Origin of the sequence: Prevotella sp. P3-92 (genome assembly GCF_002251205.1) — a bacterium.
GTDB lineage: Bacteria > Bacteroidota > Bacteroidia > Bacteroidales > Bacteroidaceae > Prevotella.
Genome location: NZ_NPJE01000056.1, coordinates 156,620 through 180,514, shown reverse-complemented (window position 1 = coordinate 180,514; position 23,895 = coordinate 156,620). Strand labels below are relative to the sequence as shown.

The following is a 23,895-nucleotide window of genomic DNA, read 5'->3' as shown; positions in this document are numbered from 1 at the left end:
TCCTAAAAATCGACGGTTCGTAAATTCACCCAAGACTGTACTCATAAAAAGTAAGTCTCGCTTCTTGTACTACTACTTCTCTGTTTTATGTAAATCTTTCAAAGAACTCTTCCTTCAGTGCTTGTCAGGTGTTGTATTCCTGAAAGCGGATGCAAAGGTACGGCTTTTTTCTGAACTACCAAACTTTTTCGAGAAAAAAATGCAGATTGCATGAAACTTTTTTGCAGAGATTGATTTCTGTCAAGCCAAAAAACGGAAACTCCTTATTTATTATATATAAAGGACGTGTGGACGCGCACAAATCTTTTTCTTCATTTCCGATGGCAGAAAAAGCACCCGAAACGCACCAATGCCGCTATTCCTGAATTCCGTTTTTAGAGGGAAGCTTTGCGGAAATGTGCAAAGAACGGGGGAAATTGATTTTTGCAAGGTCACTATTTGAGTCAATAAAGGACTATTATGGTTGCGATGGGGAGTTGGGATAAAAAGCACCCCCAAGAACAATTTCGCTCTTGGGGGCAGTTTTTCTTTATATCACAACGAGACTACTCGAATATATCTTCTATGTTTCCACCGGCATTGAAAGTTGCATCCAAACCACTTTCATCCATTTTGCATGGATTGTAACCTGGTGGCAGATCGAACACGGCTTCGGGTGAATAGCCTAAGCGCTTGTCTGCATAAACACTTTTCATGAAATAAGCCCAAATGGGGAGTGCACCTGATGCACCCTGGCCGATACTGGTCATGGAAAAGTGAATGTCGCGATCATCGCCTCCTACCCAACAGCCGCTAACGAGGTTGGGAGTAATGCCCATAAACCATGCGTCGCTATTATTGTTGGTGGTTCCGGTCTTTCCTCCGACTTCTCCCGTGATATTATACATATAGCGTAATCGTCCACCGGTACCTCCATCAATAACTGCTTTAAGCATATAGAGCATTTTGTGGGCGCTTTCTTCGCTGATGACCTCGTTCATGCGTGGTCGGAACTGTGCCACGACATTGCCTTCATTATCTTCAATGCGTGTTACGAGAAGTGGTGCGGTGCGGATGCCGTGATTGACGAATGCAGTATATGCGCTAACCATTTCTGCCACTGTAATATCGCATGGACCGAGGCAGAGCGACATGGATGGGTGTATTTCCGGATTATTGATGCCATATTCTCGCAACAGGGTTACGAATGCCTGCGGATTGAGTTTACTCATGAGATAAGCCGAAATCCAGTTGTTCGACTGCTGCAATCCCCATTTAAGCGTGACCATTTCGCCATAACGGGAATGGCTGCTATTGCGTGGAGTCCACGGTTTTCCTGCCACCATATAGGTTTGTTGGACATTCGGTGCGAGGTCGCATGGCGAGAATCCATTTTCCATAGCGAGTGAATAGAGGAATGGTTTGATGGTAGAGCCCACCTGTCGTCGTCCTTCCATACACATATCGTATGCGAAATGTGTGAAATTGAGTCCACCTACATAGGCTTTTACGGCTCCGTTTTGGGGGCACATGCTCATGAATCCGCAACGCAGGAACGACTTATAATAGCGTATGGAGTCAAGCGGTGTCATGATAGTATCAACTTCTCCATGATAGGTGAATACCGACATTTCTGTTTTGGTATTGAACGACTTTCGTATCTGTTCCTCAGTAGCTCCCGACTCTTTTAGCACGCGATATCGTTCGCATTGGCGTACGGAGCGCATCAGGATTTTGTTGACTTGCTCCATGGTAAGGTTACCAGAATACGGTGCACTCTTCTTTCCCTTTATCTCGCGGTTGAATGCGGGTTGCAGATATTTTACAACATGTTTATATACGGCCTGTTCGGCATATTCCTGCATACGCGAATCGATAGTGGTATAGACACGTAGTCCGTCAGAATAGAGATTGTACGTTTCACCGTTTTTCTTTCTATTCTTATTGCACCATCCGTAGAGTGGATCGTTCTCCCAGTTGATAGAATCCTGATGGAAGCGTACCATGTTCCATGATGGATAGTCGGAGCGCTCTGGTCTTTTGGCCATCATGTAGCGGCGTAGGTAATCGCGGAAATATACGGCGACGCCATCTTTATGGTCGTTGACATGGAAATTGAGTTTGAGCGGTTCTGCAGTATATCGTGCACACTCTTCTTCTGAGAGGTATCCTGCTTTCTCCATCTGTGAAAGTACTACGTTTCGGCGTTCGGTACAACGGTCGGGATGGCGCACAGGATTGAAATAGGATGGGTTTTTGCAAAGTCCGATGAGTACTGCCGCCTCGTTGACAGTAAGGTCTTTTGGTTCTTTACCAAAATATGTACTTGCCGCGGTTTTGATGCCCACGGCATTGTGTAGGAAGTCGAAATAGTTGAGATACATGGAAATAATCTCGTCTTTGGTATAGTTGCGTTCCAACTGTACGGCGATAACCCATTCGATGGGTTTCTGGAGCAGACGTTCGATTACACTATGTGCGGTAGATGAATAGAGCTGTTTGGCGAGTTGCTGTGTAATAGTCGAACCACCTCCGGCACTCTTGTGTCCAAGTAGTCCGCGCTTGACTATGGCGCGTCCGAGTGCGAAGAAATCGATTCCAGAATGTTCATAGAATCGCACATCTTCGGTAGCCACCAGTGCTTGGACCAGTGCTGGTGCGAGTTGTGAATAATCTACGAGGATACGGTTTTCACGGTTGTAATTCCATGTTCCCATGATTTTTCCATCGGCACTATATATCTGTGTGGCATAGCGATTGATAGGGTTTTGGAGTTCTTCGATGGGTGGCATATAACCAATCCATCCTTTCGCAATGGCCCAGAAAGCCACTACAGCGGTCAGAACCGATGCTCCAAGGAAAGCCCATAGGCATCGCACAAATATCTTTCTCATTATCAGTTAGTGGTGTTTTTATATTTCTGTGCAAATGTACTGCTTTTTGTTGAAATACGGAAACTTTTCGGTCAATAATCAGCAATACGGCACTTCCAAGGTCGGAAGCGCCGTATTCATCAATCAGAACATTTGTCATTATTTCCAGTTAAACCTTAGTCCCATGGTGAGTCCAAATCCGAAAGGATGTTCCTGATAATAGGTAGGTATCTTTGACCCGTTGTCGAAATGATAATTGACCGTTGGTTCTGCATAGATACTAAACTGCCGGTCGATCATGAATTCGCCTCCGAGTCCACCGTCTATTGACAGTTGGAGTGGACGTATGGTAACTTTTTCACTGGACATGGGGTAGCTTTCACTGTCAGGGTTTGATGTGGCGCATCGGCGTCCACTAACCATTTTCTCGACTGTGCCGCCTGCTTTGGCATAGAAGTGCAAGCGTCTGCTATTCCACAGCGTATAGTTGACATGAATCGGGATTCCCACATAGTGCAGTTTCTGTTCCATCTGTTGAACATAATGCACGCTCTCTCTGGTGAAATCTGCCGTAAGGCGAGTGTATGAGAGTCCTGCCTCGACACTCCACCGATTGTTGATATAATAACGCATAGATACTCCAAAGCGCAATGGGAAATGGTGTTTATAGTGTTCCTTTGGTGTAGCCGAAGCCAGTTCGATAGGTCGTAATATATCTGGACCTTTCGCCCCAAAAACCTGAGTATCAGCAGGTGGCGTTGCGTCGTACACGACAAGTTCTCCCCCTTTGTTGCCATCATTAGAGAATCCGTTGGAGAAGAATGCCTGCGCCGTGAGACGTTGGCTGTCACCATAAGCATCGTTGCCATGGGTATGTGAGAGATATTCAGATGCCTTCCGCTCACGTCCCGATACATTGGCAAGCGTGAGGCGGTTGGTTTTCGATGTGACCGGTTGAGTCTGCTCGTCGGTAGGGTTCGAGGCTGTTGCAGCAATCGTTTCAGTTGTTTCAGTTACAGCTTTGGCTGTTGTTTCGTCTGTCGCTGCCACAGCCAACGAGGATTGTTCTGTGTTTTCCACATCCACACGTTCGTCGGTTGTTAATATCCGTCGGGATTCCTTCGGCAACCGTTCGGCTTTCTGCGAATGTTGTTCGGACAGAGAAGCCAACAAGGGTTGACTGTCTGACAGAAGCTGCTTTTCTGTTTTTGCTGACAGCTGAACGCCTTGTTTTTCTGTACCGACAGAAGTCTGAATACTGGACTGCTGCGGGTTGAGGTGCGCTGGATTCCACAACAAACTGACTGCCACGCCAACACACAGGATGCCTACTGCCGCCACAGCTATCCATCGTTGACGGTAGAATACAACTTTCTTGGCTGGGCGCTGCTGTGCTGCCACGACTTGCTCCAACTCATCCCATGACAGGAGGGGAGCTGGCTGCTGATAGTCAGCCATCTTGTCTTGCAATTCTTTTCTCCACTGTTCTTTCATAGAATCTATTGTTGGGTGTTTGTATATTGTCTTATCATTTGTGCCAGCAGATTTTTCGCTCTGCTGAGTTGCGATGCCGAAGAGTCTTTCTTGATGCCCAGCAGTTGGGCTATTTCCTGATGGCTTTTGTGTTCGAAGACGTAGAGGTTGAATACCGTTCGGTATCCCGTTGGCAACCTTCTGACCATCTGTTGTATGACATCGGGGGGAATGTCGTTGACAGGCGGATCGTCTTCTTCCGGCACATCAGCCACGTCCCAGTCTATTGTCTGCCATTCGCGTCGTTTTTCTTCGCGCAGATAGCGTAACGCTTGAGTTACCACTATCTTGGTGGCCCATGCTCGGAGCGACCCTTCGCCACGATACTTAAAATCGGAAACATGGGTCAAGAGCTGCACCATACTGTCTTGCATCACATCTTTCAGACTTTCGCTATCAGTAATATAGCGCGCGCATACGGCAGTTAGCAGTCCACCATAACGGTCGTAGAAAACCCTCATCGCTGCGGCATTGCCACAGCGAAGTTGTTCGGCCAACTGCTGTTCGTCTGTATCAGTATAGTGCTTCACGATGTTTTCGTTTCTATCGTTATAAAGTGCAAAAGTGGGAAAAACTTGCATAACTGCAATGGTTATTTTTGTTAAAAGACGTTAACTTATAGGTTTTCCATGCAAGTTTTCCGCAACGGCAGTCTTTATGTTGACGGAAAGAGGCACCACGATGGTGTTCTATCGCCAAAGAATTTATTAACAAAACAAATAACAGAAAAGACATGACAACAAAGAAAATTATCACTATGCTGATGGGTTGCATGGCCGCCTTTACCTTTGTGGCTTGCAACAGCGACGATGAACCCGCACGTCTGACACCTGCTGAGATTGCTCAGCGCTACGATGTTATCAAGGGTGTACACGACGGAATGATGGTTTATGCACTTTCGGGCGAAGGCACTTCAAACTACAAGACCGATACTCTTGATGTAAAAATCGACATGTACAGCGACTCTGCTTTCGTAATAAAGAACATTCCTCCCAAGGCTTTCACCGTTAATCTGCCCGATGGCGATCTGAAGACAGCTATGGTGAATGCACAGCCTGTGGATCTGAAGTGTGTATATGGCTTCATGCCTTCTACTCAGATTCAGTTTCTGTTGAACCCCTCTACCATGGAATACCATCTTACCTACGGCGACAAGCCTCACAAGGTTAGAGTAGCATTCTACATCAACAACTATAGTTCGTATGGTCTTTGGGATTCAAGAAAGAACCTGATGTACATGCAGATGGTTGTGGCTGGTGTATTTGAAGACGATAGCAACACCAACAAACTGTCGAAAAACCAGGTTGGTCTGATGTTCTATACCAAGAAGAAATAAAACTCATCACTAATACTGAAAAACTTACACTGTTGTCACCGGTCGCAGACACGAATCTGCTGATCGGTGACTTTTTTTGTAGCCCGTCATATTCCCATGCAGGCCAAATACATCCAAAACGACCAGTCAATCCCCCATCTACCTATCCATCGAGGCAAAGGCCGGCAAGCTGCCCTGTCACCTACATACAACCCCAATCCATCAATCGGGCAAGTGGATATGATCAATATCATGCAGAAATACCAAAGAAGAAAAAGATGAAAAAAAGATGGAAGAAACGATGGATAACTCATCTTTAATATGTAACTTTGCACACATGAATATAAAAGAACTACAAGGAAAACGCATTGCCGTGCTGCTCTCAGGAGGAGTAGATAGTTCGGTAGTGCTCCACCAACTGGCTCAGCAAGGATTGCGCCCCGATTGCTTCTACATCAAAATCGGTCCTGAAGAGGAAGAAGAATGGGATTGTTCGTCGGAAGAAGACTTAGAAATGGCCACAGCCGTAAGCCATAAATACGGTTGTAAACTCGAAGTAATAGACTGTCACAAAGAATACTGGGAACAAGTGACCACCTACACCATGGATAAAGTAAAGGCAGGACTGACACCCAACCCCGACGTGATGTGCAACAGACTCATCAAGTTTGGAGCCTTCCACGACAAGCGTGGCAAGGACTATGACCTTATCGCAACAGGTCACTATGCACAGACAGAAATAGACAGCGAAGGAAGAAAATGGCTCACCACAAGTCCTGATCCGGTAAAAGACCAAACAGATTTTCTTGCACAGATATATGACTGGCAATTGAAAAAGGCACTCTTCCCCATTGGACACATGATGAAGGAAGAGGTGCGCGAAATTGCAGAAAGAGAACATCTGGTAAACGCAAAGCGCAAAGACTCACAAGGCATCTGCTTCTTAGGTAAGATCAACTACAACGACTACATACGCAGATACCTCGGAGAAAAGCCAGGCGAAGTGGTCGAACTGGAAACAGGAAAGCGCATCGGACAGCACCAAGGACTATGGTTTCACACCATCGGACAGCGCCACGGACTGGGTTTCGGAGGCGGACCATGGTTTGTGGTTAAGAAAGACGTAGCAGAAAACATACTCTATGTCAGCCACGGATACGATCCCAAGACTGCATACAAGCAGGATTTCAGAGTGCATGATTTCCATCATCTCACACTCCCACTCGATCCACAGCAGACCCATATTACCTTCAAGATACGTCATACACCAGAATACCATCCCGCCACTATCGAGCATGAAGGCGAAGGACAATTCACCGTACACTCCACACAACCCATCCACGGAGTGGCACCAGGACAATTCTGCGTTATCTACGACGAACAGCACCACCGCTGCTTGGGATCGGGAGAGATAACCGTATGAAAATAAATCGACGAGAATGTTTTGCTATTCGTCACTTTTAATGTAACTTTGCAAATTATGATACAACCCTCCATCGACAATACAACATGGAAAGAAAACGTCATCCTGGTTGATGCAGACTATATCGACAGGGTGACATTCGACCTTATCGTCAACTTTGAACGCATGATTGGGCGCCAAATACCCAAAGCCGACATGGCAAAATGGATTGACTGCATCGCACTCGACGGCGGTATGCGCGAGGGAAAACACGAGACTCAGGTCATACTGATACACGGCAAAAACAAAAAAGGCATGGATAACTTCATGCCTTCAACATTCGACAGAGAACTTGATGGAAAAGCCTTCAGCGATTCGCTCGGCGAATTTCAAATCAGTTGCGTAACCGTAGAAGAACTCGTTTCGGCAGAAGAACTCTTCACCGATGCCATGCAAATCATCGCAAATAGCGCCGACGTGAAACGAATGATGATTATCCCTGATGCTGAAAAAAACATCGAACAGGTGAAACAGGGACTCCGACATGCCGACCCCGAAAAGCACATTACCGTGTTTAGCATGCAACCCATAGCCGGAGGAAACTTCCGACAGGAAATACTCGGATACTCGCTCATGGCAGCACTCGGCATTAGGGGAGACGAAATAAAACCCTGAAACGATAACATAACTAGAAAATTATAAAAACAATAATAAAAATAAGAAAATGGGAAAAGTACTGATGATTGGTGCAGGTGGTGTGGCCACCGTAGCCGCATTTAAAATCGCACAGAATACCGACGTGTTCACCGACTTCATGATCGCATCAAGACGAAAGGAGAAATGCGACCAGATAGTAGAAGCCATCCACAAAAAAGGATACACCATGCCCATCAAAACCGCACAAGTAGATGCAGACGATGTGGAACAACTCAAAGCGCTATTCAACGACTACCAGCCCGAACTGGTCATCAACCTCGCACTGCCATACCAAGACCTCACCATCATGGAAGCATGTCTGGCTTGCGGATGCAACTATCTGGACACAGCCAACTACGAGCCAAAGGATGAAGCTCACTTCGAATACTCATGGCAATGGGCCTATAAAGAACGATTCGAACAAGCTGGACTATGCGCTATACTCGGTTGCGGATTCGACCCAGGTGTCAGCGGCATCTACACCGCTTATGCAGCTAAGCATCATTTCGACGAGATGACACAACTCGACATCGTCGATTGCAACGCAGGAAACCACCACAAAGCTTTCGCAACCAACTTCAATCCAGAAATCAATATCCGCGAAATAACCCAAAAGGGACTCTACTACGAAAACGGAGAATGGAAAGAAACTGATCCTCTGTCAGTACACAAAGCACTCACCTACCCCAACATAGGACCACGTGAGAGCTATCTCATGCACCACGAAGAACTGGAGTCACTCGTCAAAAACTACCCATCAATCAAGTTGGCACGCTTCTGGATGACCTTCGGACAGCAATATCTCAACTATCTCGATGTGATTCAGAACATTGGCATGAGCAGAATCGATGAAATAGAATATGAAGCTCCACTGGCTGACGGAACAGGTACGGCAAAGGTAAAAATCGTTCCTCTGCAATTCCTCAAAGCCGTTTTGCCCAATCCACAAGATCTCGGAGAAAACTATGAAGGAGAGACTTCCATCGGATGCCGCATCAAAGGAACTAAAGACGGCAAACAGCGCACATACTACGTATATAACAACTGCTCACACCAGGCAGCCTACGAAGAGACTGGCATGCAGGGCGTAAGCTACACCACTGGTGTGCCTGCCATGATTGGCGCCATGATGTTCCTCAAAGGAATATGGAAGAAACCAGGCGTTTGGAACGTGGAAGAGTTTGATCCAGATCCTTTCATGGAACAACTCAACACACAAGGACTGCCTTGGCATGAAGTGTTTGACGGAGACTTAGAACTCTAATCCACAAACACTACACCTATTTTATAATTTTATAATATATACATTTAGATACAGAAACCTACCATGGCAAAAAAAGAAAACGAAAACGAGACCATCAACGCGCAAAGCGAAAAGATGAAGGCCCTGCAAGCGGCCATGTCGAAAATAGAAAAAGAATACGGAAAAGGCTCCATCATGCGAATGGGTGACGAACAAATAGAGAATGTAGATGTCATACCAACAGGAAGCCTCAACCTCGACCTCGCACTCGGAGTGGGAGGATATCCACGCGGTAGAATCATTGAAATCTATGGTCCGGAATCTTCTGGTAAAACCACACTGGCCATACACGCCATTGCTGAAGCACAAAAGGCAGGCGGCATCGCTGCATTCATCGATGCAGAACATGCCTTCGACAGATTCTATGCGCAGAAACTGGGAGTAGATATCGACAACCTCTGGATATCACAACCCGACAACGGAGAGCAAGCACTTGAGATTGCCGACCAGCTCATACGATCATCTGCTATTGATATATTGGTGGTCGATTCAGTAGCTGCACTCACTCCGAAAAAGGAAATTGAAGGAGACATGGGTGACTCGGCTGTAGGACTGCATGCGCGTCTGATGAGTCAGGCACTACGCAAACTCACAGCCACCATCGCTAAAACAAACACCACATGTATCTTCATCAACCAGTTGCGAGAAAAAATCGGAGTCATGTTTGGTAACCCCGAAACAACTACTGGTGGTAATGCACTAAAGTTCTACGCTTCTGTAAGACTCGATATCCGCCGCGTCAGCCCCATCAAAGAGGGTGACCAAGTCATCGGAAACCAAGTGCGCGTAAAGGTAGTGAAAAATAAAGTAGCTCCCCCATTCCGTAAAGCTGAGTTTGAAATAACCTTTGGCGAAGGAATATCGAAAGTAGGCGAAATACTCGATCTCGGCGTACAATACAACATCATACAGAAGAGCGGATCATGGTTCAGCTACGACGGACAAAAGCTCGGACAAGGACGTGATGCTGTCAAACAACTGATGAAAGACAACCCTGAACTCTGCGAAGAACTTGAAGCTAAGGTTGTTGAAACCATCAAAAACGAAGAGTAATACACAGATCACATAGATGAAAAGGCGCATCGGAAATATCCGATGCGCCTTTTATCATAGTCCCGTCTCTGGACCATATATACAATCCGAGATTATCTGCGACGACGGGTATGAGTCTTAACAGGAGTTTTACCAGACCCTTCCGAGAAAAGATACCCGAAATAATCTTCCTTCTGACCATCTATATCACCTGTCACATTTTCATTCTTAAAAGTCACATTCTTCGTATAAAGGCGACCTGTAACAGTTTCGGAAAGTGTCAAAGTGACATACCGGCTATTACGCACAGGACGCATACCGTCAATGCGGAAAGTGGTTTCCTTGGCCATTGTCACCACACGACTACCCGCACCATTGCGGATAACCTTCATGGTAGTAGGATACTTCAAATGAACTGTTTTGTTCATATATTGGGCATAATCACCCAAAGAAGCTGACTGCTGGCGCTCGTCTTCTTCCTCAAAAGTAAACGAACCGTCGAACAGATGTTTGGCATTGTCAACAATAAACTCATCATCGCGCATACCACAATTGGTTTTGCTCATGGCCACATTCTGGAAGAATTCACTGCCATCCTTACCCTCAACGATAATCTTTACAGGGAACGAGCGAGTTCCAACACCAACGGCAACAACCTTCACTTTCTGTCCCTTCTCTACCTTCACCAAATCAGCAGCATCGCTTTCATAATCGGTATCAATATAATAATCAGTAGTAGTAGTTACCAATGTCTTGCCAACAAGCAATGAACGGGCAATATCTACATCACCCAGATAGGCTAACGTTGGCACACCTATCTTATTATAGCAATAGTCTTCATAATTGCCGTTGGGCAACTCAAAATAATACTGTTTGTTGTCATCTTGGCAAGTAAAGTTGAGCCGTGCACGACCATTACTGCCAACAGCATGGCCACGATACACCATCACCTTGCGACGGAAATAACCGTTGCTCACCTCCTTATTATTACTTTCGTCACGGAAGGTATTCACCAACATGTCATATTTTTCAGGCAAAACCATGAAACGCATGCCATCTTGCCAGTCGCACAAACCATATCGAGGAAAGTTACGACCTACGAAATCCTGAGGCTTGTCTGCCTCTTGTGTTGTAGAACCTGCCACCTGTTTGGCATCAGTTTTTGGTGTCTCCACCTTTTTCACTCCTTTCGTCTTCACGATATAGGAATCACTTCCCTGTGCCATAACCGTTGTGGTCATTAGCGCAAGAATACCCATTGTTATCAGCTTTTTCATAATAGTTGTTTATAGTTAACGCTTGCAAAGTTACGATTTAGTAAGGGAAAAACCAAATTTTAAAGCAACAAACATGACCGAATACCATAATTAATATAAAAGCGATAGTACATCATGACACTAATACATGCCAAAATGTCATACAACACCCACTTTTAACAGCTGTCAAACACCATTTGGCACACGCTTTGCTATTAAGTTATCGTTAACATTACGAATATTAAAAATTAAAAAGAAATACATTATGGGAAAAATTATTGGAATCGACTTAGGAACAACTAACAGTTGTGTTGCCGTTTTCGAAGGCAGCGAACCAGTTGTAATTGCCAACAGCGAAGGTAAGCGTACAACACCTTCTGTTATTGGTTTCGTAAAAGACGGCGACCGCAAAGTAGGTGATCCTGCCAAGCGTCAAGCTATCACAAACCCCAAGAACACCGTTTATTCTATCAAACGTTTCATGGGTGAAACATACGAGCAGAGCCGTAAAGAAGCTGAAAGCATGCCTTACACAGTAGTCAACGAAAACGGATATCCACGCGTTGACATTGAAGGACGCAAATACACTCCGCAGGAAATCTCTGCCATGGTGTTGCAGAAGATGAAGAAAACCGCAGAAGACTACCTCGGACAAGAGGTAACCGATGCAGTTATCACCGTACCAGCATACTTCTCTGACTCACAGCGTCAGGCCACTAAAGAAGCCGGACAGATTGCAGGTCTCAATGTGCGTCGTATCGTCAATGAGCCTACTGCTGCCGCTTTGGCATATGGTGTAGATAAGGCCAACAAGGATATGAAGATTGCAGTATTCGACCTTGGTGGTGGTACATTCGATATCTCTATCCTCGAATTTGGTGGTGGCGTATTCGAAGTGCTCTCTACTAATGGTGATACACACCTCGGTGGTGACGACTTCGACCAGGTCATCATCAATTGGCTGGCAGACGGCTTCAAGAACGAAGAAAGCGTTGATTTGCGCAAAGATCCTATGGCCATGCAGCGTCTGAAGGAAGCTGCAGAAAAGGCAAAGATTGAACTGTCAAGCTCTACATCTACCGAAATCAACCTGCCATACATCACCGCTGTTGACGGTATGCCTAAGCACTTGGTTAAAACTCTGACCCGCTCACAGTTCGAGCAGTTGGCACATAACCTCATTCAGGCATGCCTCGTACCTTGTCAGAAAGCAATGGCAGACGCAAAGCTCTCTAACTCAGACATCGATGAAGTAATCCTCGTTGGTGGTTCAAGCCGTATCCCTGCTGTACAGGAGCTCGTCAAGAACTATTTCGGTAAAGAACCTTCTAAGGGAGTTAACCCAGATGAAGTAGTTGCCGTAGGTGCTGCCATCCAGGGCGCCATCCTCAACAAAGAAGAAGGTGTAGGCGATATCGTTCTGCTTGACGTCACTCCACTGACCCTCGGTATTGAGACCATGGGCGGTGTGATGACCAAACTGATTGACGCCAACACTACCATCCCCTGCAAGAAGAGCGAAGTATTCTCTACCGCAGCAGATAATCAGACCGAGGTTACCATCCACGTTCTGCAAGGTGAGCGTCCTATGGCCAACCAAAACAAGAGCATTGGCCAGTTCAACCTGACAGGTATCACTCCTGCCCGTCGTGGTGTTCCTCAGATTGAAGTTACCTTCGACATCGATGCCAACGGTATCCTCAAGGTATCAGCCAAGGATAAAGCCACCGGCAAGGAGCAGAGCATCCGCATCGAAGCCTCTTCAGGTTTGAGCGAAGACGAAATCAACCGCATGAAGGCTGAAGCTGAGCAGAATGCCGAAAACGATAAGAAGGAGCGCGAGCGCATCGACAAGATGAATCAGGCCGACTCTATGATTTTCCAAACAGAGAATCAGTTGAAGGAATTGGGTGACAAACTCCCCGCAGACCAGAAACCCGCTATCGAGCAGGCACTGCAGCAATTGAAGGATGCCCACAAGGCAGGCGACGTTGCCGCCATCGACAATGCTATCAATGCACTGAATGCAGCATGGCAGACCGCTTCACAGCAAATGTATCAGAATGCCGGTGCACAGCCAGGAGCTGGCGCTGGAGCAGGTGCAGGACAGGAGCAGGGTCCATTCTACAATGACCAGCAACAGTCACAGCAGAACACCCAGAAGGATGACAACATCCAGGATGCTGACTTCGAGGAGGTGAAATAAGCACATAGAGAAATAAGAATACAATATCAAATGGAAAGCGTGTAGCTCAATGAGTTACACGCTTTTCTTGTTTTTGGCCGTACACAATAATATTGCTATCTTTGCGTTATTATTATAAACATCTGTACCTCATTTGTATCTCGAAACTATAGTAGATAATGTGCGAAACTATGGGGCTCAAGATAATTAGTAACAATAACATAGAGATATTAGTATGCCTGGATCAAAGTATAAGATAGTGCGGAAGTGTCCTATATGCGGAGAAGAATTCTTCGCACGGACTTTGGAGTCTTGGTATTGCTCGCCAAAATGTTCCAAAGTAGCTTGGAAACGCAAGCATGATGAGGAACAGCGTCAGTTGGAATTAGACAGCATAGCCAAGAGTATTCCCAATTATAGGGATTATATCACAATAACAGAAGCGTATGCTTTGTTTGGTATAAGCCGAGATTCCATTTATCGGCTAATAAAACTGAACCGAATCTCATCTATTAAGCGTAAAGGAGCCAAAATCAAGGTCAGCAAAACGGAATTGATGAAGTTATACCCACTTCGCCAATCTCCGCTTGACACCAACCCAAGGAAACCTGTCATCATGTACCGCATGGAACCAGAGGATTGTTATACAATAGGTGAGATATCCAAGAAATTTCATCTGGATGATAGCACCGTGTACGCACATATACGCAAATACTCAATACCGACCCGGCAAATCGGTAATTACGTGTATGCTCATAAGGAATCAATAGACAAACTTTATAAAGATATAAAACCATTATGAAAAGATTAGATTATACAAAAGTCTCCGTCAAATTAAAGAAAAGTGAGTGGAGAGATGAGTGGTTCATCTATCTTGAAGCTTATCCTGTTTATGAGACGGGAAGTGACAAACCCAAACGAGTGCGTGAATATCTCAGGAGGTCTATTACTACTCCGATATGGGATAAAAGACGTAGCGAGCGAGCTGTTGCTGGTAGAATAAAGTATAAGCCCAAGCGAGATGACAACGGTGTTATTCAGTGTAAATCCAAGCAGGATATGGAAACTTGCCTTTATGCGGATGGCGTTCGAGTCCTGCGTCAAAAAGAGTACGACAACATGGCTCTCTTTACTGACCAGCAATTGGAAATGGCGGAACAAAGCGAACGCTCAAAATGCAATGTCTTGGAGTATATTGAGAAGCTAATCAAAGAAAGAGAGGAAACAGCGTCAGAATCGATAGTTATCAACTGGCGCAGACTGCACACACTGTTGTCGATGTTTGCCAAGAGCGACTACATACAGTTCTCGCAGATTGACATGAAGTATATCGAGGCATTCCGCTCCTTCTTGATAAAGGCTCCACAGGGTGGTTCTAAGAAAGGGACTATTTCAAGGAATACGGCATCGACGTACTTCTCCATTTTCAAGGCAGCACTCAAACAAGCCTTTGTGGATGGCTATCTGAATTGTGATATTGCCGCCAAGGCTAAGAATATCATGTTTCAGAGTGCTCGGAGAGAGTATCTGTCACTGGAAGAACTTAATATTTTGGCAAAGACTCCGTGTGATGATATACTAAAACGGGCAGCCTTGTTCTCTGCACTGACGGGAATGCGACATAGCGATATACAAAAGCTTAAATGGTCTGAGGTGGAAGAATACAATGGTGGGTACCGTCTTAATTTCACTCAGCAGAAGACCAAGGGCGTTGAGTACATGCCTATATCGGCACAGGCATACAAGCTTTGTGGAGAGCGCAAGAAAGACGGAGAACTGTTGGTGTTTGCTGGGCTTCCAGATCCCTCATGGATTTCGAAGCCTTTGGAGCGATGGGTAAAAGCATCAGGGATTACCAAGCACATCACCTTTCATTGCTTCCGCCACACCTATGCAACGTTACAACTGGCTAATGGCACGGACATATATACCGTAAGCAAAATGTTGGGACATACCAATGTAAAGACTACGCAAATCTACGCAAAAGTAATAGATAAGAAGAAAGACGAAGCTACTGAAGCATTTAAGTTGGACATAGATGAATAGTGATTATCATTTGTAAACACTTAGTATAGAAGACCACTTGTATCAATAAGTTCTTTATTGTACAGGTGGTTTTTAGTGCCTTTCATTTTCGTCATTCGATACAATGACGCTATTGTTTTGGCACTTTAACCTTTTGTGGAAACCAAACATTTATAGCAATAAACAAGTAGTAAAAATGAAAATGGACAGCCTTTATTGGCTTCTCTCTTTTTGAAGAGAGCAAGCGTGTCCACAGACATGTGGAGTGTGTTGATGACTTCTACAGGGAACTGTATGAGTTGTTTGTAATCGCAAGAAGCTGGTATCTTCAAGCCGAAAAGAATCATTTGAAGACAGAGTGCTTCATGGAACTATTTGAGCGTGGTCACAATTATGTAGACTGTGATTTTGCTCGTTGTAAGAACTCGCGACAGATGATGCTTGGCATTATTGGCACATTATTTAGGGACAAGAAATGTGTGGCGATAATCAAGGAAAAGGATGATTTCACCCAGCAAGAAATCATCGAACTATATCTGCGCCATGCGGGTGCTGGTATGTGGGTTGTTCCAGACAAGAAGTCTTCCACCCTCACGTTAGGATGCCAATTGTCAGACAGTCAGATGGATTTGCTGGTAGAGCTTGTGCAGAGTCACGATATCTTCGATCTTGCAGACGAGAGTGACGTGCGTAGCGTGTTATGTAGTCTCCTTAAATGCAACGTAGGTGTATCTGTCCGCGTCAAAAACGTACGCAATGTCGCCATACTGTTTGATGCCATGGCTCAATATCACATGATAAACAATAATTGGCAATATGTCATGGGAGGAGGTCGCTTCTTGAACAGGATTCAAAAGGATGGAACAGAGAAGTACATTACATCAAGCTGTCTTTCCTCTTCTCTTTCAAGGGTAAGAAGGAACAGCACTATGACAGCAAGTCAATATGCCATCTGCAGATCAGTCGAACAGATGTTGAGAGCGGAATAAACCGTCATAATCCGGCTATATGAAAGTAAAAACGTGATAGTTTGGTTGATACTGCCTTACTATCACGTTACTTTTTCTATTTAGTGACAGTCTCCACATAACTTTGCATCAAAAAAATCATAAAAAACAAACAGCATGGAAGAAAAAAGTATAAGATTTGAGGATATTCCCAATGCTATAACGGGGGTACTGAAAAAGCTGTCATCATTAGAAGACAAGATTGATGGTATATATGAACTTGTTCAATCAGAGAAAGAAGAAACATGGTTTACAGTTGCTGAATTATGTGCTTATCTCCCAACACACCCAGTAGAGCATACCATATATTGCTGGACAAGCAGTCGGGAAATTCCGTTTCACAAGAGAGGCAAACGTATTATGTTTCTCAAATCTGAGATAGACGAATGGCTTCAAGGAGTAAAAGGCAAATCGAAGAATGAGATTCAAAGAGAAGCAGAGGAATACGTTTCATCTGTACAAAGAAAGAATAGACGGCTATTATAACCATCTCCTATCCGTAAACTATTATATAAATTAAGGTATGTGTCTTATGAACGAAAAGTACTATAGACTCTATGAGCGAATAGTCGCCATAGAAGATAGTTTGGAGGCTTTGGGACCTGTTGACAAACTAATAGAGCGAATTGAGGAATTGGAGAAGATGGTCAAGCAGACCAAAACCGTGTTGGGGTTTGACGAAGCATGTAAGTATATTGGTGTTTCTGAAAGCCTGCTATACAAACTTACAGCAGCAAAAGAAGTCCCCCACTATAAGCCAAGGGGAAAAATGCTGTATTTTAATAGAGAAGAAATCGACAAGTGGCTGCTCCAAAACAAACAAGAGGTCATTGGAATGGTAACGAAAATAGAAATGGATAATCCGAAAGAATGAAAATGGAAGAAAATAATAAACATGCACAGCCTAACTCAAAAGAGGAAGGAGTGCAGCGTCTCAATCGTATATTGAGCGAATCGTTGATAAAGGCAACAGATACTTATAAAACGCCTCCTCAGATTATATGGGTGGATAATTCCAGCATAGCCACATTGGGCAACTTCAGTGCATCCACTGGCAAGGCAAAGGCGAAAAAGACCTTCAACGTGTCTGCCTTGGTGGCTGCATCACTCGCCAACGGCAAGGTACTGAACTATCGCGCCAGTCTGCCAGAGGGAAAGCGCAAGATACTGTATGTAGATACCGAGCAGAGCCGTTATCACTGTCACAACGTGCTGGAGCGCATCCTAAAACTCGCCGGCCTGCCTACAAGCATCGACAATGAGAACCTTGACTTTATCTGTCTGAGGGAGTACACGCCCTCCGTCAGGATAGAGGTCATAGACTATGCCCTTGCCCAAGACCAAAGCTATGGCCTGGTCATCATCGACGGAATAAGGGATTTGCTTCTTGACATCAACAATGCGGGAGAATCGGTCGAGGTCATCAACAAGATGATGGAATGGTCATCAAAGTATGACCTGCATATCCATTGCGTATTGCATCAGAACAAGGGTGACAACAACGTGCGCGGGCATATCGGTACAGAGATGAACAACAAGGCAGAGACGGTGCTTGTCATCACCAAGAGCACCACTAATCCCGATATCAGTGAGGTGAAGGCTATGCACATCCGTGAGAAGGAGTTCAAGCCCTTTGCCTTTACCGTCAATGAGGAAGGGTTGCCAGAGATTGTCGAGCACACGCCTGAGAAGGAAAACGTTGACAAGCAACCGTCAAGGTTTACTTACCAAGACTTGACATCTGAACAGCATAACGAGGCGCTGACGGCTGCATTCAAGGAGAAACCTATCAAAGGATTCGATCGCATGGTGGAGGAATTAACGCAAGCCTATGCAGACATCGGCTTTAAGCGTGGCAGAAGCGTCATCATCAAAATGCTGAAATACCTGATGAACGAGAAAAAACTCATCGTGAAGCGGGATAATTACTACTATTTCGGATATACTCCTGCGGAGATTGACCTTTTCCATGAAGAGGAATAAAAACAGTTCAGAAAGCAGTTTAGTTTACGTCCGTGCCTATATATAAGAAATAAGGCCAAAGTAAACCGAAACCGGAGGTTGAATTGCAAAGCGGAAAAGTAGTTTAGCAAAAGGTTTAGTTTACGGGTGTGCCTATATAGAAGAAAGGGTAAAGTAAACTGTTTCCATGGACAAAGTGAAACCGAACAAATGAAATACAATGAATATTGAACAATCGAAGAAACTGAGCATTATAGACTTCCTGGACAAGGAGAATGTAACGCTGAAAAAGAAGAAGGGTAATGCCTACTGGTATCTGTCACCCTTCAGGAACGAGAAGACAGCCTCGTTCAAGGTTAGCAAGAAGGAGAACCTGTGGTACGACTATGCCATACAGGAAGGAGGTGACCTCGTGGAGCTGGTAAAGCGCATGTATAACAAACACTCCGTTTCCGATGCCCTCGCATTCCTTGCGTCCAAGGATATTGCCACAGTGGATAAGGCGATAGAGACCGCCATCGCAGCAAAGGAATTCACCACAACCAAGATGAATGACGTACAGCTGCTTCCGCTGCAAAATCATTCATTGCTGTCATATTTCAGTAGCCGAAAGATTGATATCACCATCGGTAAGATGTATTGCAGGGAAATTCACTACAAGGTCGAACAGAAACATTATTATGGTATCGCCTTTGGCAACCTGAGTGAAGGATACGAGGTGCGCAATCCTTATTTCAAGGGCTGCATCGGGCATAAAAACATCACCCTGCTTGCCCATATTTTCAAAGAGTGGCAGAATGGGTGTCTGGTCTTTGAGGGATTCATGGATTTCCTTGCGTATATGACCCTCGTCAAACAGCAAGATAGATGGTTTATCATTGAAAACCCATGTGACTATATGATACTGAACTCAGTGGCCAACCTCAAACGAGCGTTGCAATACCTTGACCGTTACACCCACATCCACTGCTTCCTCGACAACGACCAGGCAGGACGCAAGACAGCTGAGAGCATCACCAATATGTTCGAGTACCGGGTGACGGACGAGTCCTTCAGATATGCCGACTACAAGGATGTCAACGACTACTTGATGAGGAAGAAACGAATAATCAATGAAGAAAAAAAGTTGGATTATGACTCAAATAAGTCATGAAAACCATTTTAATGCGTTAATTTATCAAAAATATATGCGCATTTGAAGAGAAATATCAAGAAAGTTCCCGTTTAATGGGAATTATTTATTAACTTTGCACCAAAAATAGATGCAGAATGCATGATTAAAGTTGAAATATTGGACGATGACCTGCGTGAACTCATATTGTATGGAGTGAATACAGGAAAATATAAAAGAATCGCTCGTGACAAGAAATTTGTGAAGAAGCTGACTGATATATACAACCTGATGAAATCAGTGGAGCATGTCTCCAAATTGAGGGATTACAGTTTTCTTCACTACGAGCAACTGAGACATATATCCTTAAGCTCTGTCAGGATATTCAACAATAGAGTTGAGCGGCTGCTGTTCCGAGAAACAGAGACAGGATTGGAAATAACGTTAATAGAATTAAATGATGACCACTATGGCAACAAGAAATGAAAGCAAGACCCCTTGGACGGCAACCCATCCGGGTACCATTCTGAGGTATGAATTGGAAGACAGAGAAATCTCCCAAAAGGACTTTGCAGTCATGATTGGTATGCAAAAGTCACATCTGAATGAGCTGATAAAAGGCAAGAGGCCTATTACAAAGCCCATAGCAGACAAGATAGAAGGCGTTCTCGGCATCTCAGCCGTATCGTTGGTAAACATGCAAACCCAATATGAATATGACATAAAGGTGATAGAGCAGAGAGGCGTTGAAGAGTTTGAAGCGCAAAATGCCCTCAGTCTGTATAACGAAATCTTTGATGTCAAGACCTTGTTCAAGCGCATCGGAAAAGAACTGACTACAGCGGTCCAACAGATGCAGTATATCGCCGAGACCCTTTGTCTGCCCCAGCCTGCCGAGTTGAGACTGGAGACATCCGGCATGTTCAGGAAGTCGGCAAAGACTGGTCAAGACCCTCGTATGCTGATGACATGGAAACTCTTGGCTGAATTGAAAGCCAAAGAACAAAAGGTTGAGCAACCATTCAGTCCGGAAAGAAGAAATGAAGTGACAGGTGCATTGGCAAGAGCCTTGCATGACAATCGCTCCACGGTGCATACTGTAAAAGAGCTATTGGCTGCTGAGGGAATAGCCTTCTGTATCGAAGAAAAGGTGGACAAGGCTTCCGTTGATGGATATTCCTTCATAGAAGACGGTACACCGCATATCATATTGACGAGGAGATACGACCGCATAGACAATTTCGCTTTCGCACTGATGCACGAGGTCGGACATATCTATCTGCATTATCTTGATGGCAGCCGAAGCGACTGTAAGCTCAGCATCCCGGATTATGACTACGAGAGTGCAGAGGAAAAAGAAGCCAATGCCTTTGCTGCCAATGCCCTCATTCCAAACGAAGAATGGAAGAACGCCCCGAGGGTAAGGGTAAATCCTGCGATGATACAGCGCAAATATACCCAATGGGCTATAGAGAAAGGCCTGAACAAGTGGATTGTATTAGGCAGGATTTCATACGAGACAGGAATGTACAAGTTCCGCTCTGACGAAAGCAGAAGAATCGGTTAGCATAACGAACATAGGAATATAGGCATCAGCCTAACCAATAGCATAAGCTCTTCCTTATTGGAAGGGCTTTTTTGTGCCCTTAGAGTTTGGTTTATGAGAATTGGCTATCTGATGAGGAAGAAACAAACAGCAGTGGAATGGCAAGAAACAGATGAAAACACCATCATTTGGTGCAAAAACGGCTCAAATGCATTGATATTACATATCAAATATGCACTTTTTCGCTAAAACATGACTGATTCTCAATTATTATCCTTATTTTTGCATCGTTTTAATGTATTGTTAAAATGTAGCAGAATGGAATTGAAAAAAGAAATAAGGATATTGGGCAGACGCTTTGAGGTGGAACCTCGTGCCAAGGAAAGCCTGAAAGGCATCACGGTTGGCGAGAAACTCTCATACCGTTTCTATGACGGCACATACCAAGGCACGCCCCTGCTGTTCGTTGAGCCCAAGAAAGGCAATCCCTCTCCACGGACTTGCGCCATCACGGGCAAGCGGTTGACCGAAGCCCTGGGAATGCCTGCGGTGTTCATCCTTGCGCCCGGCCCCACCTATGAGCGACACAGACTGGCGGACAAGGGGGTATTCTTTGTCATGTCCGAGGAATATGCCCACTTGCCAGGCATCATAGCATTGGAGAAGACAAGCAACAGGAAGATTGCCGAGGTATTGACCCCTGTGGCGCAATACCTCCTGCTCTATCACCTGCAGGTCGGCAGTCTCGAAGGAATGTCGCCAAGAGACATTGCGCCTTTGCTTCCATACTCCTACGAAAGCGTCACGTTGGGTGTCACCTGTCTTGAAGATGTAGGACTGTGTCAAAAGATTCAGAACGGACAGCGCAGCAAGGTAGTACACTTCGAGCTGAAGGGCAAGGAACTGTGGGACAAGGCTCAGAACGTCTTGCTGTCACCTGTGGAGAACCGCATCTTTTGCGATGACATACGCTTGGATGCGGAATACCCCGTATGCGGCATCAATGCCCTGGCACATTATTCCATGCTCAATCCCGACCGGGAACAGATGATGATGATGACGAGCAAGGAATACCGTGCCGTCAAGTCGGCTGATATCATGGAGAATCCCAACATCTATGACGGCAACTATATCATAGAGGTATGGAAATACCCTGTTGTCAGCAAAATGGGCGACAAAAGCCAATGGGTTGACCGCCTTTCCCTTGTCCTTTCGTTGAGAGAGGATGATGATCCGAGAGTGGAAAAAGAAGTAGAACGAATAATCAGTGAACAAAAATGGATGGGAATGAGCATCAAGGCTTCTCGCATGGGAAGCATCTGACCATATAGCCATCCACATTTTCTCATCCACCCTCTTTACAAGCTCTTCTTTATCGGAAGGGCTTTTTTTGTGCCCTTCGAGTTTGATTTTTGAGTATGATTGCAATTGTAATCAAAATTAGAGTTAAGATTTGGCTCTACAGAAAGACATTTCGGTTTAATATTGAAGAAAAGGTAGTTCCTTTGCACTGGCAATAAGCCAAATCATAGTAAAATCAAACTTGAAGATATGAAGTCATTTGTAATATTCGCCATTGTAGTGACCGTAATCTATGTCATCTACTATACGGTCATCATCGTGCAGGATCTGTATGGAAAGCCCAAGGACGAGAAGTCACAGGGCGAGTCGTTTGATGTCAGTGACATGACCGAGGAGGAAGAGTCGATAGCGGTCTGCGAGAGCGACGGCGGCTTCAGCGTAGGCGACAACCAGTATGAGACAGCCTACGAGGAGAAGCAGTTGGCAGAGCCTACAGAGGAGGCAGCCGCCACTGCGGAAGAAAGCAAGCCTCATGTGCTTGAAAAGATACAAAGCGCAATCGAAAAGAAGATGGAGGAAGTGAATACCACCTATTCCGACCCCATGTATTCGGAAGAATTGAACAACACCATCATCGCCCGCGGACTTCGACACAACGGACGTGACATGGTCAAGGTGGAATCACTCAATAATGAGATATGATGTCAAAAACAAGAAGTGCATTTCTATCATTATATGCCGCTTTAACCCCAGCTCTGGCCAGTGCTAAGTGTGGCAACGTGGACTACAGCTGGGGAGCGGACGCACTTGCGAGTGCCCATGACTATGCCGTGACGATGATGCTCTATATCGTTTATCTGTGCTATGCAGTGGCGGGCATCGTGGTCATAGTCAGCGCCTTGCAGATATATATAAAGATGAATACGGGCGAAGAAGGAGTGAAGAAGAACATCATGATGCTGGTGGGAGCCTGCCTGTTCCTCATAGGAGCGACCATCGTCTTCCCCGCTTTCTTCGGTTATCAGATTTGAGATACAGGTGATACGAGATAAGATAACTCAAAGTGTAACAAATTAAAAGGTAAAAAGAATGTTTGAAAGGATTAACAAGAAGGTGAAGGGATTCTTCTCTTCACAGCGCATGAAAACGCTCGCCCTGATGCTGCTTGTCGGCACCACCGCAGCAATGGCACAGAACGCAGCCGGCGACTACTCGGCAGGAACGACCGCGCTTACCACAGTGACAGAGGAAAACGCATTTTGGCTAAATCATACTCAAACCAAGTATGACAAAATGAATATCAAACTAAAGAAAATACGCTACAAATGAAGGATTTACGAGTATAATCTAAATCTTAAACTTCTTAAA

At 45.1% G+C, this 23,895-nt stretch carries 23 protein-coding genes and 1 pseudogene; 20 read left to right on the top strand and 4 right to left on the bottom strand.

Annotated elements, in window-relative coordinates; translation table 11 throughout:
- Positions 1–545 precede the first annotated feature (545 nt).
- The 3 genes from CIK93_RS08425 to CIK93_RS08415 form a co-directional block, all read right to left on the bottom strand.
- Positions 546–2,873, bottom strand: coding sequence for a transglycosylase domain-containing protein (locus CIK93_RS08425; RefSeq protein WP_094390836.1), 2,328 nt, complete (start codon positions 2,871–2,873; stop codon positions 546–548).
- A gap of 138 nt (positions 2,874–3,011) precedes the next feature.
- Positions 3,012–4,346: an outer membrane beta-barrel protein gene (locus tag CIK93_RS08420; protein ID WP_094447073.1), complete on the bottom strand. Its 1,335-nt coding sequence runs from the start codon at positions 4,344–4,346 to the stop codon at positions 3,012–3,014.
- Positions 4,347–4,351: 5 nt separating this feature from the next.
- Positions 4,352–4,966 carry an RNA polymerase sigma factor gene (locus tag CIK93_RS08415; protein ID WP_094434131.1) on the bottom strand — a complete coding sequence of 205 codons (615 nt, stop codon included), beginning with the start codon at positions 4,964–4,966 and terminating at the stop codon, positions 4,352–4,354.
- Between the two features lie 152 nt (positions 4,967–5,118).
- Between CIK93_RS08415 and CIK93_RS08410 the strand changes: the two genes are divergently transcribed.
- The 6 genes from CIK93_RS08410 to recA all read left to right on the top strand — a co-directional run bounded on the left by CIK93_RS08410 (position 5,119) and on the right by recA (position 10,154).
- A complete protein-coding gene (locus CIK93_RS08410) occupies positions 5,119–5,721 on the top strand; it encodes a DUF4840 domain-containing protein (RefSeq protein ID WP_094434133.1) in 603 nt (200 codons plus the stop codon).
- A 66-nt stretch (positions 5,722–5,787) separates the two neighbouring features.
- Positions 5,788–5,982 (top strand): hypothetical protein, encoded by a 195-nt coding sequence (locus CIK93_RS13475; protein ID WP_144007282.1) that lies wholly within the window; start codon positions 5,788–5,790, stop codon positions 5,980–5,982.
- 55 nt (positions 5,983–6,037) lie between these two features.
- On the top strand, positions 6,038–7,123 hold the full coding sequence (gene mnmA, locus CIK93_RS08405) for a tRNA 2-thiouridine(34) synthase MnmA (RefSeq protein ID WP_094447072.1): 1,086 nt from the start codon (positions 6,038–6,040) through the stop codon (positions 7,121–7,123).
- Between the two features lie 57 nt (positions 7,124–7,180).
- Complete coding sequence (locus tag CIK93_RS08400) at positions 7,181–7,777, top strand: DUF6621 family protein (protein ID WP_094440669.1); 597 nt, start codon at positions 7,181–7,183, stop codon at positions 7,775–7,777.
- A 49-nt stretch (positions 7,778–7,826) separates the two neighbouring features.
- Entirely contained in the window at positions 7,827–9,062 is a 1,236-nt protein-coding gene (locus CIK93_RS08395) for a saccharopine dehydrogenase family protein (RefSeq protein ID WP_094390842.1), read from the top strand.
- A 63-nt stretch (positions 9,063–9,125) separates the two neighbouring features.
- Positions 9,126–10,154 (top strand): recombinase RecA, encoded by a 1,029-nt coding sequence (gene recA / locus CIK93_RS08390; RefSeq protein ID WP_094390843.1) that lies wholly within the window; start codon positions 9,126–9,128, stop codon positions 10,152–10,154.
- Between the two features lie 92 nt (positions 10,155–10,246).
- On the opposite strand, the gene CIK93_RS08385 is transcribed toward recA, so the two are convergent.
- Positions 10,247–11,410: a hypothetical protein gene (locus CIK93_RS08385; RefSeq protein WP_094447071.1), complete on the bottom strand. Its 1,164-nt coding sequence runs from the start codon at positions 11,408–11,410 to the stop codon at positions 10,247–10,249.
- 244 nt (positions 11,411–11,654) lie between these two features.
- On the opposite strand from CIK93_RS08385, the gene dnaK reads away from it, so the two are divergent.
- From dnaK to CIK93_RS08315, 14 genes and pseudogenes are all read left to right on the top strand, one after another.
- Positions 11,655–13,595: a molecular chaperone DnaK gene (gene dnaK / locus CIK93_RS08380; protein WP_094447070.1), complete on the top strand. Its 1,941-nt coding sequence runs from the start codon at positions 11,655–11,657 to the stop codon at positions 13,593–13,595.
- A gap of 214 nt (positions 13,596–13,809) precedes the next feature.
- On the top strand, positions 13,810–14,376 hold the full coding sequence (locus CIK93_RS08375; RefSeq protein ID WP_094399582.1) for a helix-turn-helix domain-containing protein: 567 nt from the start codon (positions 13,810–13,812) through the stop codon (positions 14,374–14,376).
- On the top strand, positions 14,373–15,620 hold the full coding sequence (locus tag CIK93_RS08370; RefSeq protein WP_094399580.1) for a site-specific integrase: 1,248 nt from the start codon (positions 14,373–14,375) through the stop codon (positions 15,618–15,620). The genes CIK93_RS08375 and CIK93_RS08370 overlap by 4 nt, the downstream gene beginning before the upstream one ends.
- Before the next feature lie 344 nt (positions 15,621–15,964).
- On the top strand, positions 15,965–16,588 hold the full coding sequence (locus CIK93_RS08365) for a hypothetical protein (protein WP_254046766.1): 624 nt from the start codon (positions 15,965–15,967) through the stop codon (positions 16,586–16,588).
- 135 nt (positions 16,589–16,723) lie between these two features.
- Positions 16,724–17,092, top strand: a complete 369-nt coding sequence (locus tag CIK93_RS08360; RefSeq protein ID WP_094399577.1) for a helix-turn-helix domain-containing protein — start codon at positions 16,724–16,726, stop codon at positions 17,090–17,092.
- Between the two features lie 46 nt (positions 17,093–17,138).
- The gene (locus CIK93_RS08355) at positions 17,139–17,480 is read left to right on the top strand and encodes an AlpA family transcriptional regulator (protein ID WP_094399575.1); all 342 of its coding nucleotides are present in this window, start codon (positions 17,139–17,141) and stop codon (positions 17,478–17,480) included.
- A gap of 2 nt (positions 17,481–17,482) precedes the next feature.
- Positions 17,483–18,589, top strand: coding sequence for an AAA family ATPase (locus tag CIK93_RS08350; protein WP_170935018.1), 1,107 nt, complete (start codon positions 17,483–17,485; stop codon positions 18,587–18,589).
- A gap of 199 nt (positions 18,590–18,788) precedes the next feature.
- On the top strand, positions 18,789–19,721 hold the full coding sequence (locus CIK93_RS08345; protein WP_094399571.1) for a toprim domain-containing protein: 933 nt from the start codon (positions 18,789–18,791) through the stop codon (positions 19,719–19,721).
- Between the two features lie 120 nt (positions 19,722–19,841).
- A complete protein-coding gene (locus CIK93_RS08340) occupies positions 19,842–20,165 on the top strand; it encodes a hypothetical protein (protein WP_094399569.1) in 324 nt (107 codons plus the stop codon).
- Complete coding sequence (locus tag CIK93_RS08335) at positions 20,149–21,246, top strand: ImmA/IrrE family metallo-endopeptidase (RefSeq protein ID WP_158215501.1); 1,098 nt, start codon at positions 20,149–20,151, stop codon at positions 21,244–21,246. The genes CIK93_RS08340 and CIK93_RS08335 overlap by 17 nt, the downstream gene beginning before the upstream one ends.
- Positions 21,247–21,543: 297 nt before the next feature.
- A complete protein-coding gene (locus tag CIK93_RS08330) occupies positions 21,544–22,548 on the top strand; it encodes a hypothetical protein (RefSeq protein WP_094399565.1) in 1,005 nt (334 codons plus the stop codon).
- A 228-nt stretch (positions 22,549–22,776) separates the two neighbouring features.
- Positions 22,777–23,229, top strand: coding sequence for a hypothetical protein (locus tag CIK93_RS08325; protein ID WP_094399563.1), 453 nt, complete (start codon positions 22,777–22,779; stop codon positions 23,227–23,229).
- Positions 23,226–23,558 carry a DUF4134 domain-containing protein gene (locus CIK93_RS08320; RefSeq protein WP_005812854.1) on the top strand — a complete coding sequence of 111 codons (333 nt, stop codon included), beginning with the start codon at positions 23,226–23,228 and terminating at the stop codon, positions 23,556–23,558. The genes CIK93_RS08325 and CIK93_RS08320 overlap by 4 nt, the downstream gene beginning before the upstream one ends.
- A gap of 58 nt (positions 23,559–23,616) precedes the next feature.
- A pseudogene (locus CIK93_RS08315) lies at positions 23,617–23,784 on the top strand (conjugal transfer protein TraE); the annotation flags it as partial.
- Between the last annotated feature and the right edge of the window lie 111 nt (positions 23,785–23,895).

What these genes read in the sequence shown, in the direction of transcription:
- CIK93_RS08425 (WP_094390836.1), bottom strand. Translation starts at nt 2,873, where the DNA reads ATGAGAAAGATATTTGTGCGATGCCTATGGGCTTTCCTTGGAGCATCG.
- CIK93_RS08420 (WP_094447073.1), bottom strand. Translation starts at nt 4,346, where the DNA reads ATGAAAGAACAGTGGAGAAAAGAATTGCAAGACAAGATGGCTGACTAT.
- CIK93_RS08415 (WP_094434131.1), bottom strand. Translation starts at nt 4,966, where the DNA reads ATGCAAGTTTTTCCCACTTTTGCACTTTATAACGATAGAAACGAAAAC.
- CIK93_RS08410 (WP_094434133.1), top strand. Translation starts at nt 5,119, where the DNA reads ATGACAACAAAGAAAATTATCACTATGCTGATGGGTTGCATGGCCGCC.
- mnmA (WP_094447072.1), top strand. Translation starts at nt 6,038, where the DNA reads ATGAATATAAAAGAACTACAAGGAAAACGCATTGCCGTGCTGCTCTCA.
- CIK93_RS08400 (WP_094440669.1), top strand. Translation starts at nt 7,181, where the DNA reads ATGATACAACCCTCCATCGACAATACAACATGGAAAGAAAACGTCATC.
- CIK93_RS08395 (WP_094390842.1), top strand. Translation starts at nt 7,827, where the DNA reads ATGGGAAAAGTACTGATGATTGGTGCAGGTGGTGTGGCCACCGTAGCC.
- recA (WP_094390843.1), top strand. Translation starts at nt 9,126, where the DNA reads ATGGCAAAAAAAGAAAACGAAAACGAGACCATCAACGCGCAAAGCGAA.
- CIK93_RS08385 (WP_094447071.1), bottom strand. Translation starts at nt 11,410, where the DNA reads ATGAAAAAGCTGATAACAATGGGTATTCTTGCGCTAATGACCACAACG.
- dnaK (WP_094447070.1), top strand. Translation starts at nt 11,655, where the DNA reads ATGGGAAAAATTATTGGAATCGACTTAGGAACAACTAACAGTTGTGTT.
- CIK93_RS08375 (WP_094399582.1), top strand. Translation starts at nt 13,810, where the DNA reads ATGCCTGGATCAAAGTATAAGATAGTGCGGAAGTGTCCTATATGCGGA.
- CIK93_RS08370 (WP_094399580.1), top strand. Translation starts at nt 14,373, where the DNA reads ATGAAAAGATTAGATTATACAAAAGTCTCCGTCAAATTAAAGAAAAGT.
- CIK93_RS08365 (WP_254046766.1), top strand. Translation starts at nt 15,965, where the DNA reads ATGGAACTATTTGAGCGTGGTCACAATTATGTAGACTGTGATTTTGCT.
- CIK93_RS08360 (WP_094399577.1), top strand. Translation starts at nt 16,724, where the DNA reads ATGGAAGAAAAAAGTATAAGATTTGAGGATATTCCCAATGCTATAACG.
- CIK93_RS08355 (WP_094399575.1), top strand. Translation starts at nt 17,139, where the DNA reads ATGAACGAAAAGTACTATAGACTCTATGAGCGAATAGTCGCCATAGAA.
- CIK93_RS08350 (WP_170935018.1), top strand. Translation starts at nt 17,483, where the DNA reads ATGGAAGAAAATAATAAACATGCACAGCCTAACTCAAAAGAGGAAGGA.
- CIK93_RS08345 (WP_094399571.1), top strand. Translation starts at nt 18,789, where the DNA reads ATGAATATTGAACAATCGAAGAAACTGAGCATTATAGACTTCCTGGAC.
- CIK93_RS08340 (WP_094399569.1), top strand. Translation starts at nt 19,842, where the DNA reads ATGATTAAAGTTGAAATATTGGACGATGACCTGCGTGAACTCATATTG.
- CIK93_RS08335 (WP_158215501.1), top strand. Translation starts at nt 20,149, where the DNA reads ATGGCAACAAGAAATGAAAGCAAGACCCCTTGGACGGCAACCCATCCG.
- CIK93_RS08330 (WP_094399565.1), top strand. Translation starts at nt 21,544, where the DNA reads ATGGAATTGAAAAAAGAAATAAGGATATTGGGCAGACGCTTTGAGGTG.
- CIK93_RS08325 (WP_094399563.1), top strand. Translation starts at nt 22,777, where the DNA reads ATGAAGTCATTTGTAATATTCGCCATTGTAGTGACCGTAATCTATGTC.
- CIK93_RS08320 (WP_005812854.1), top strand. Translation starts at nt 23,226, where the DNA reads ATGATGTCAAAAACAAGAAGTGCATTTCTATCATTATATGCCGCTTTA.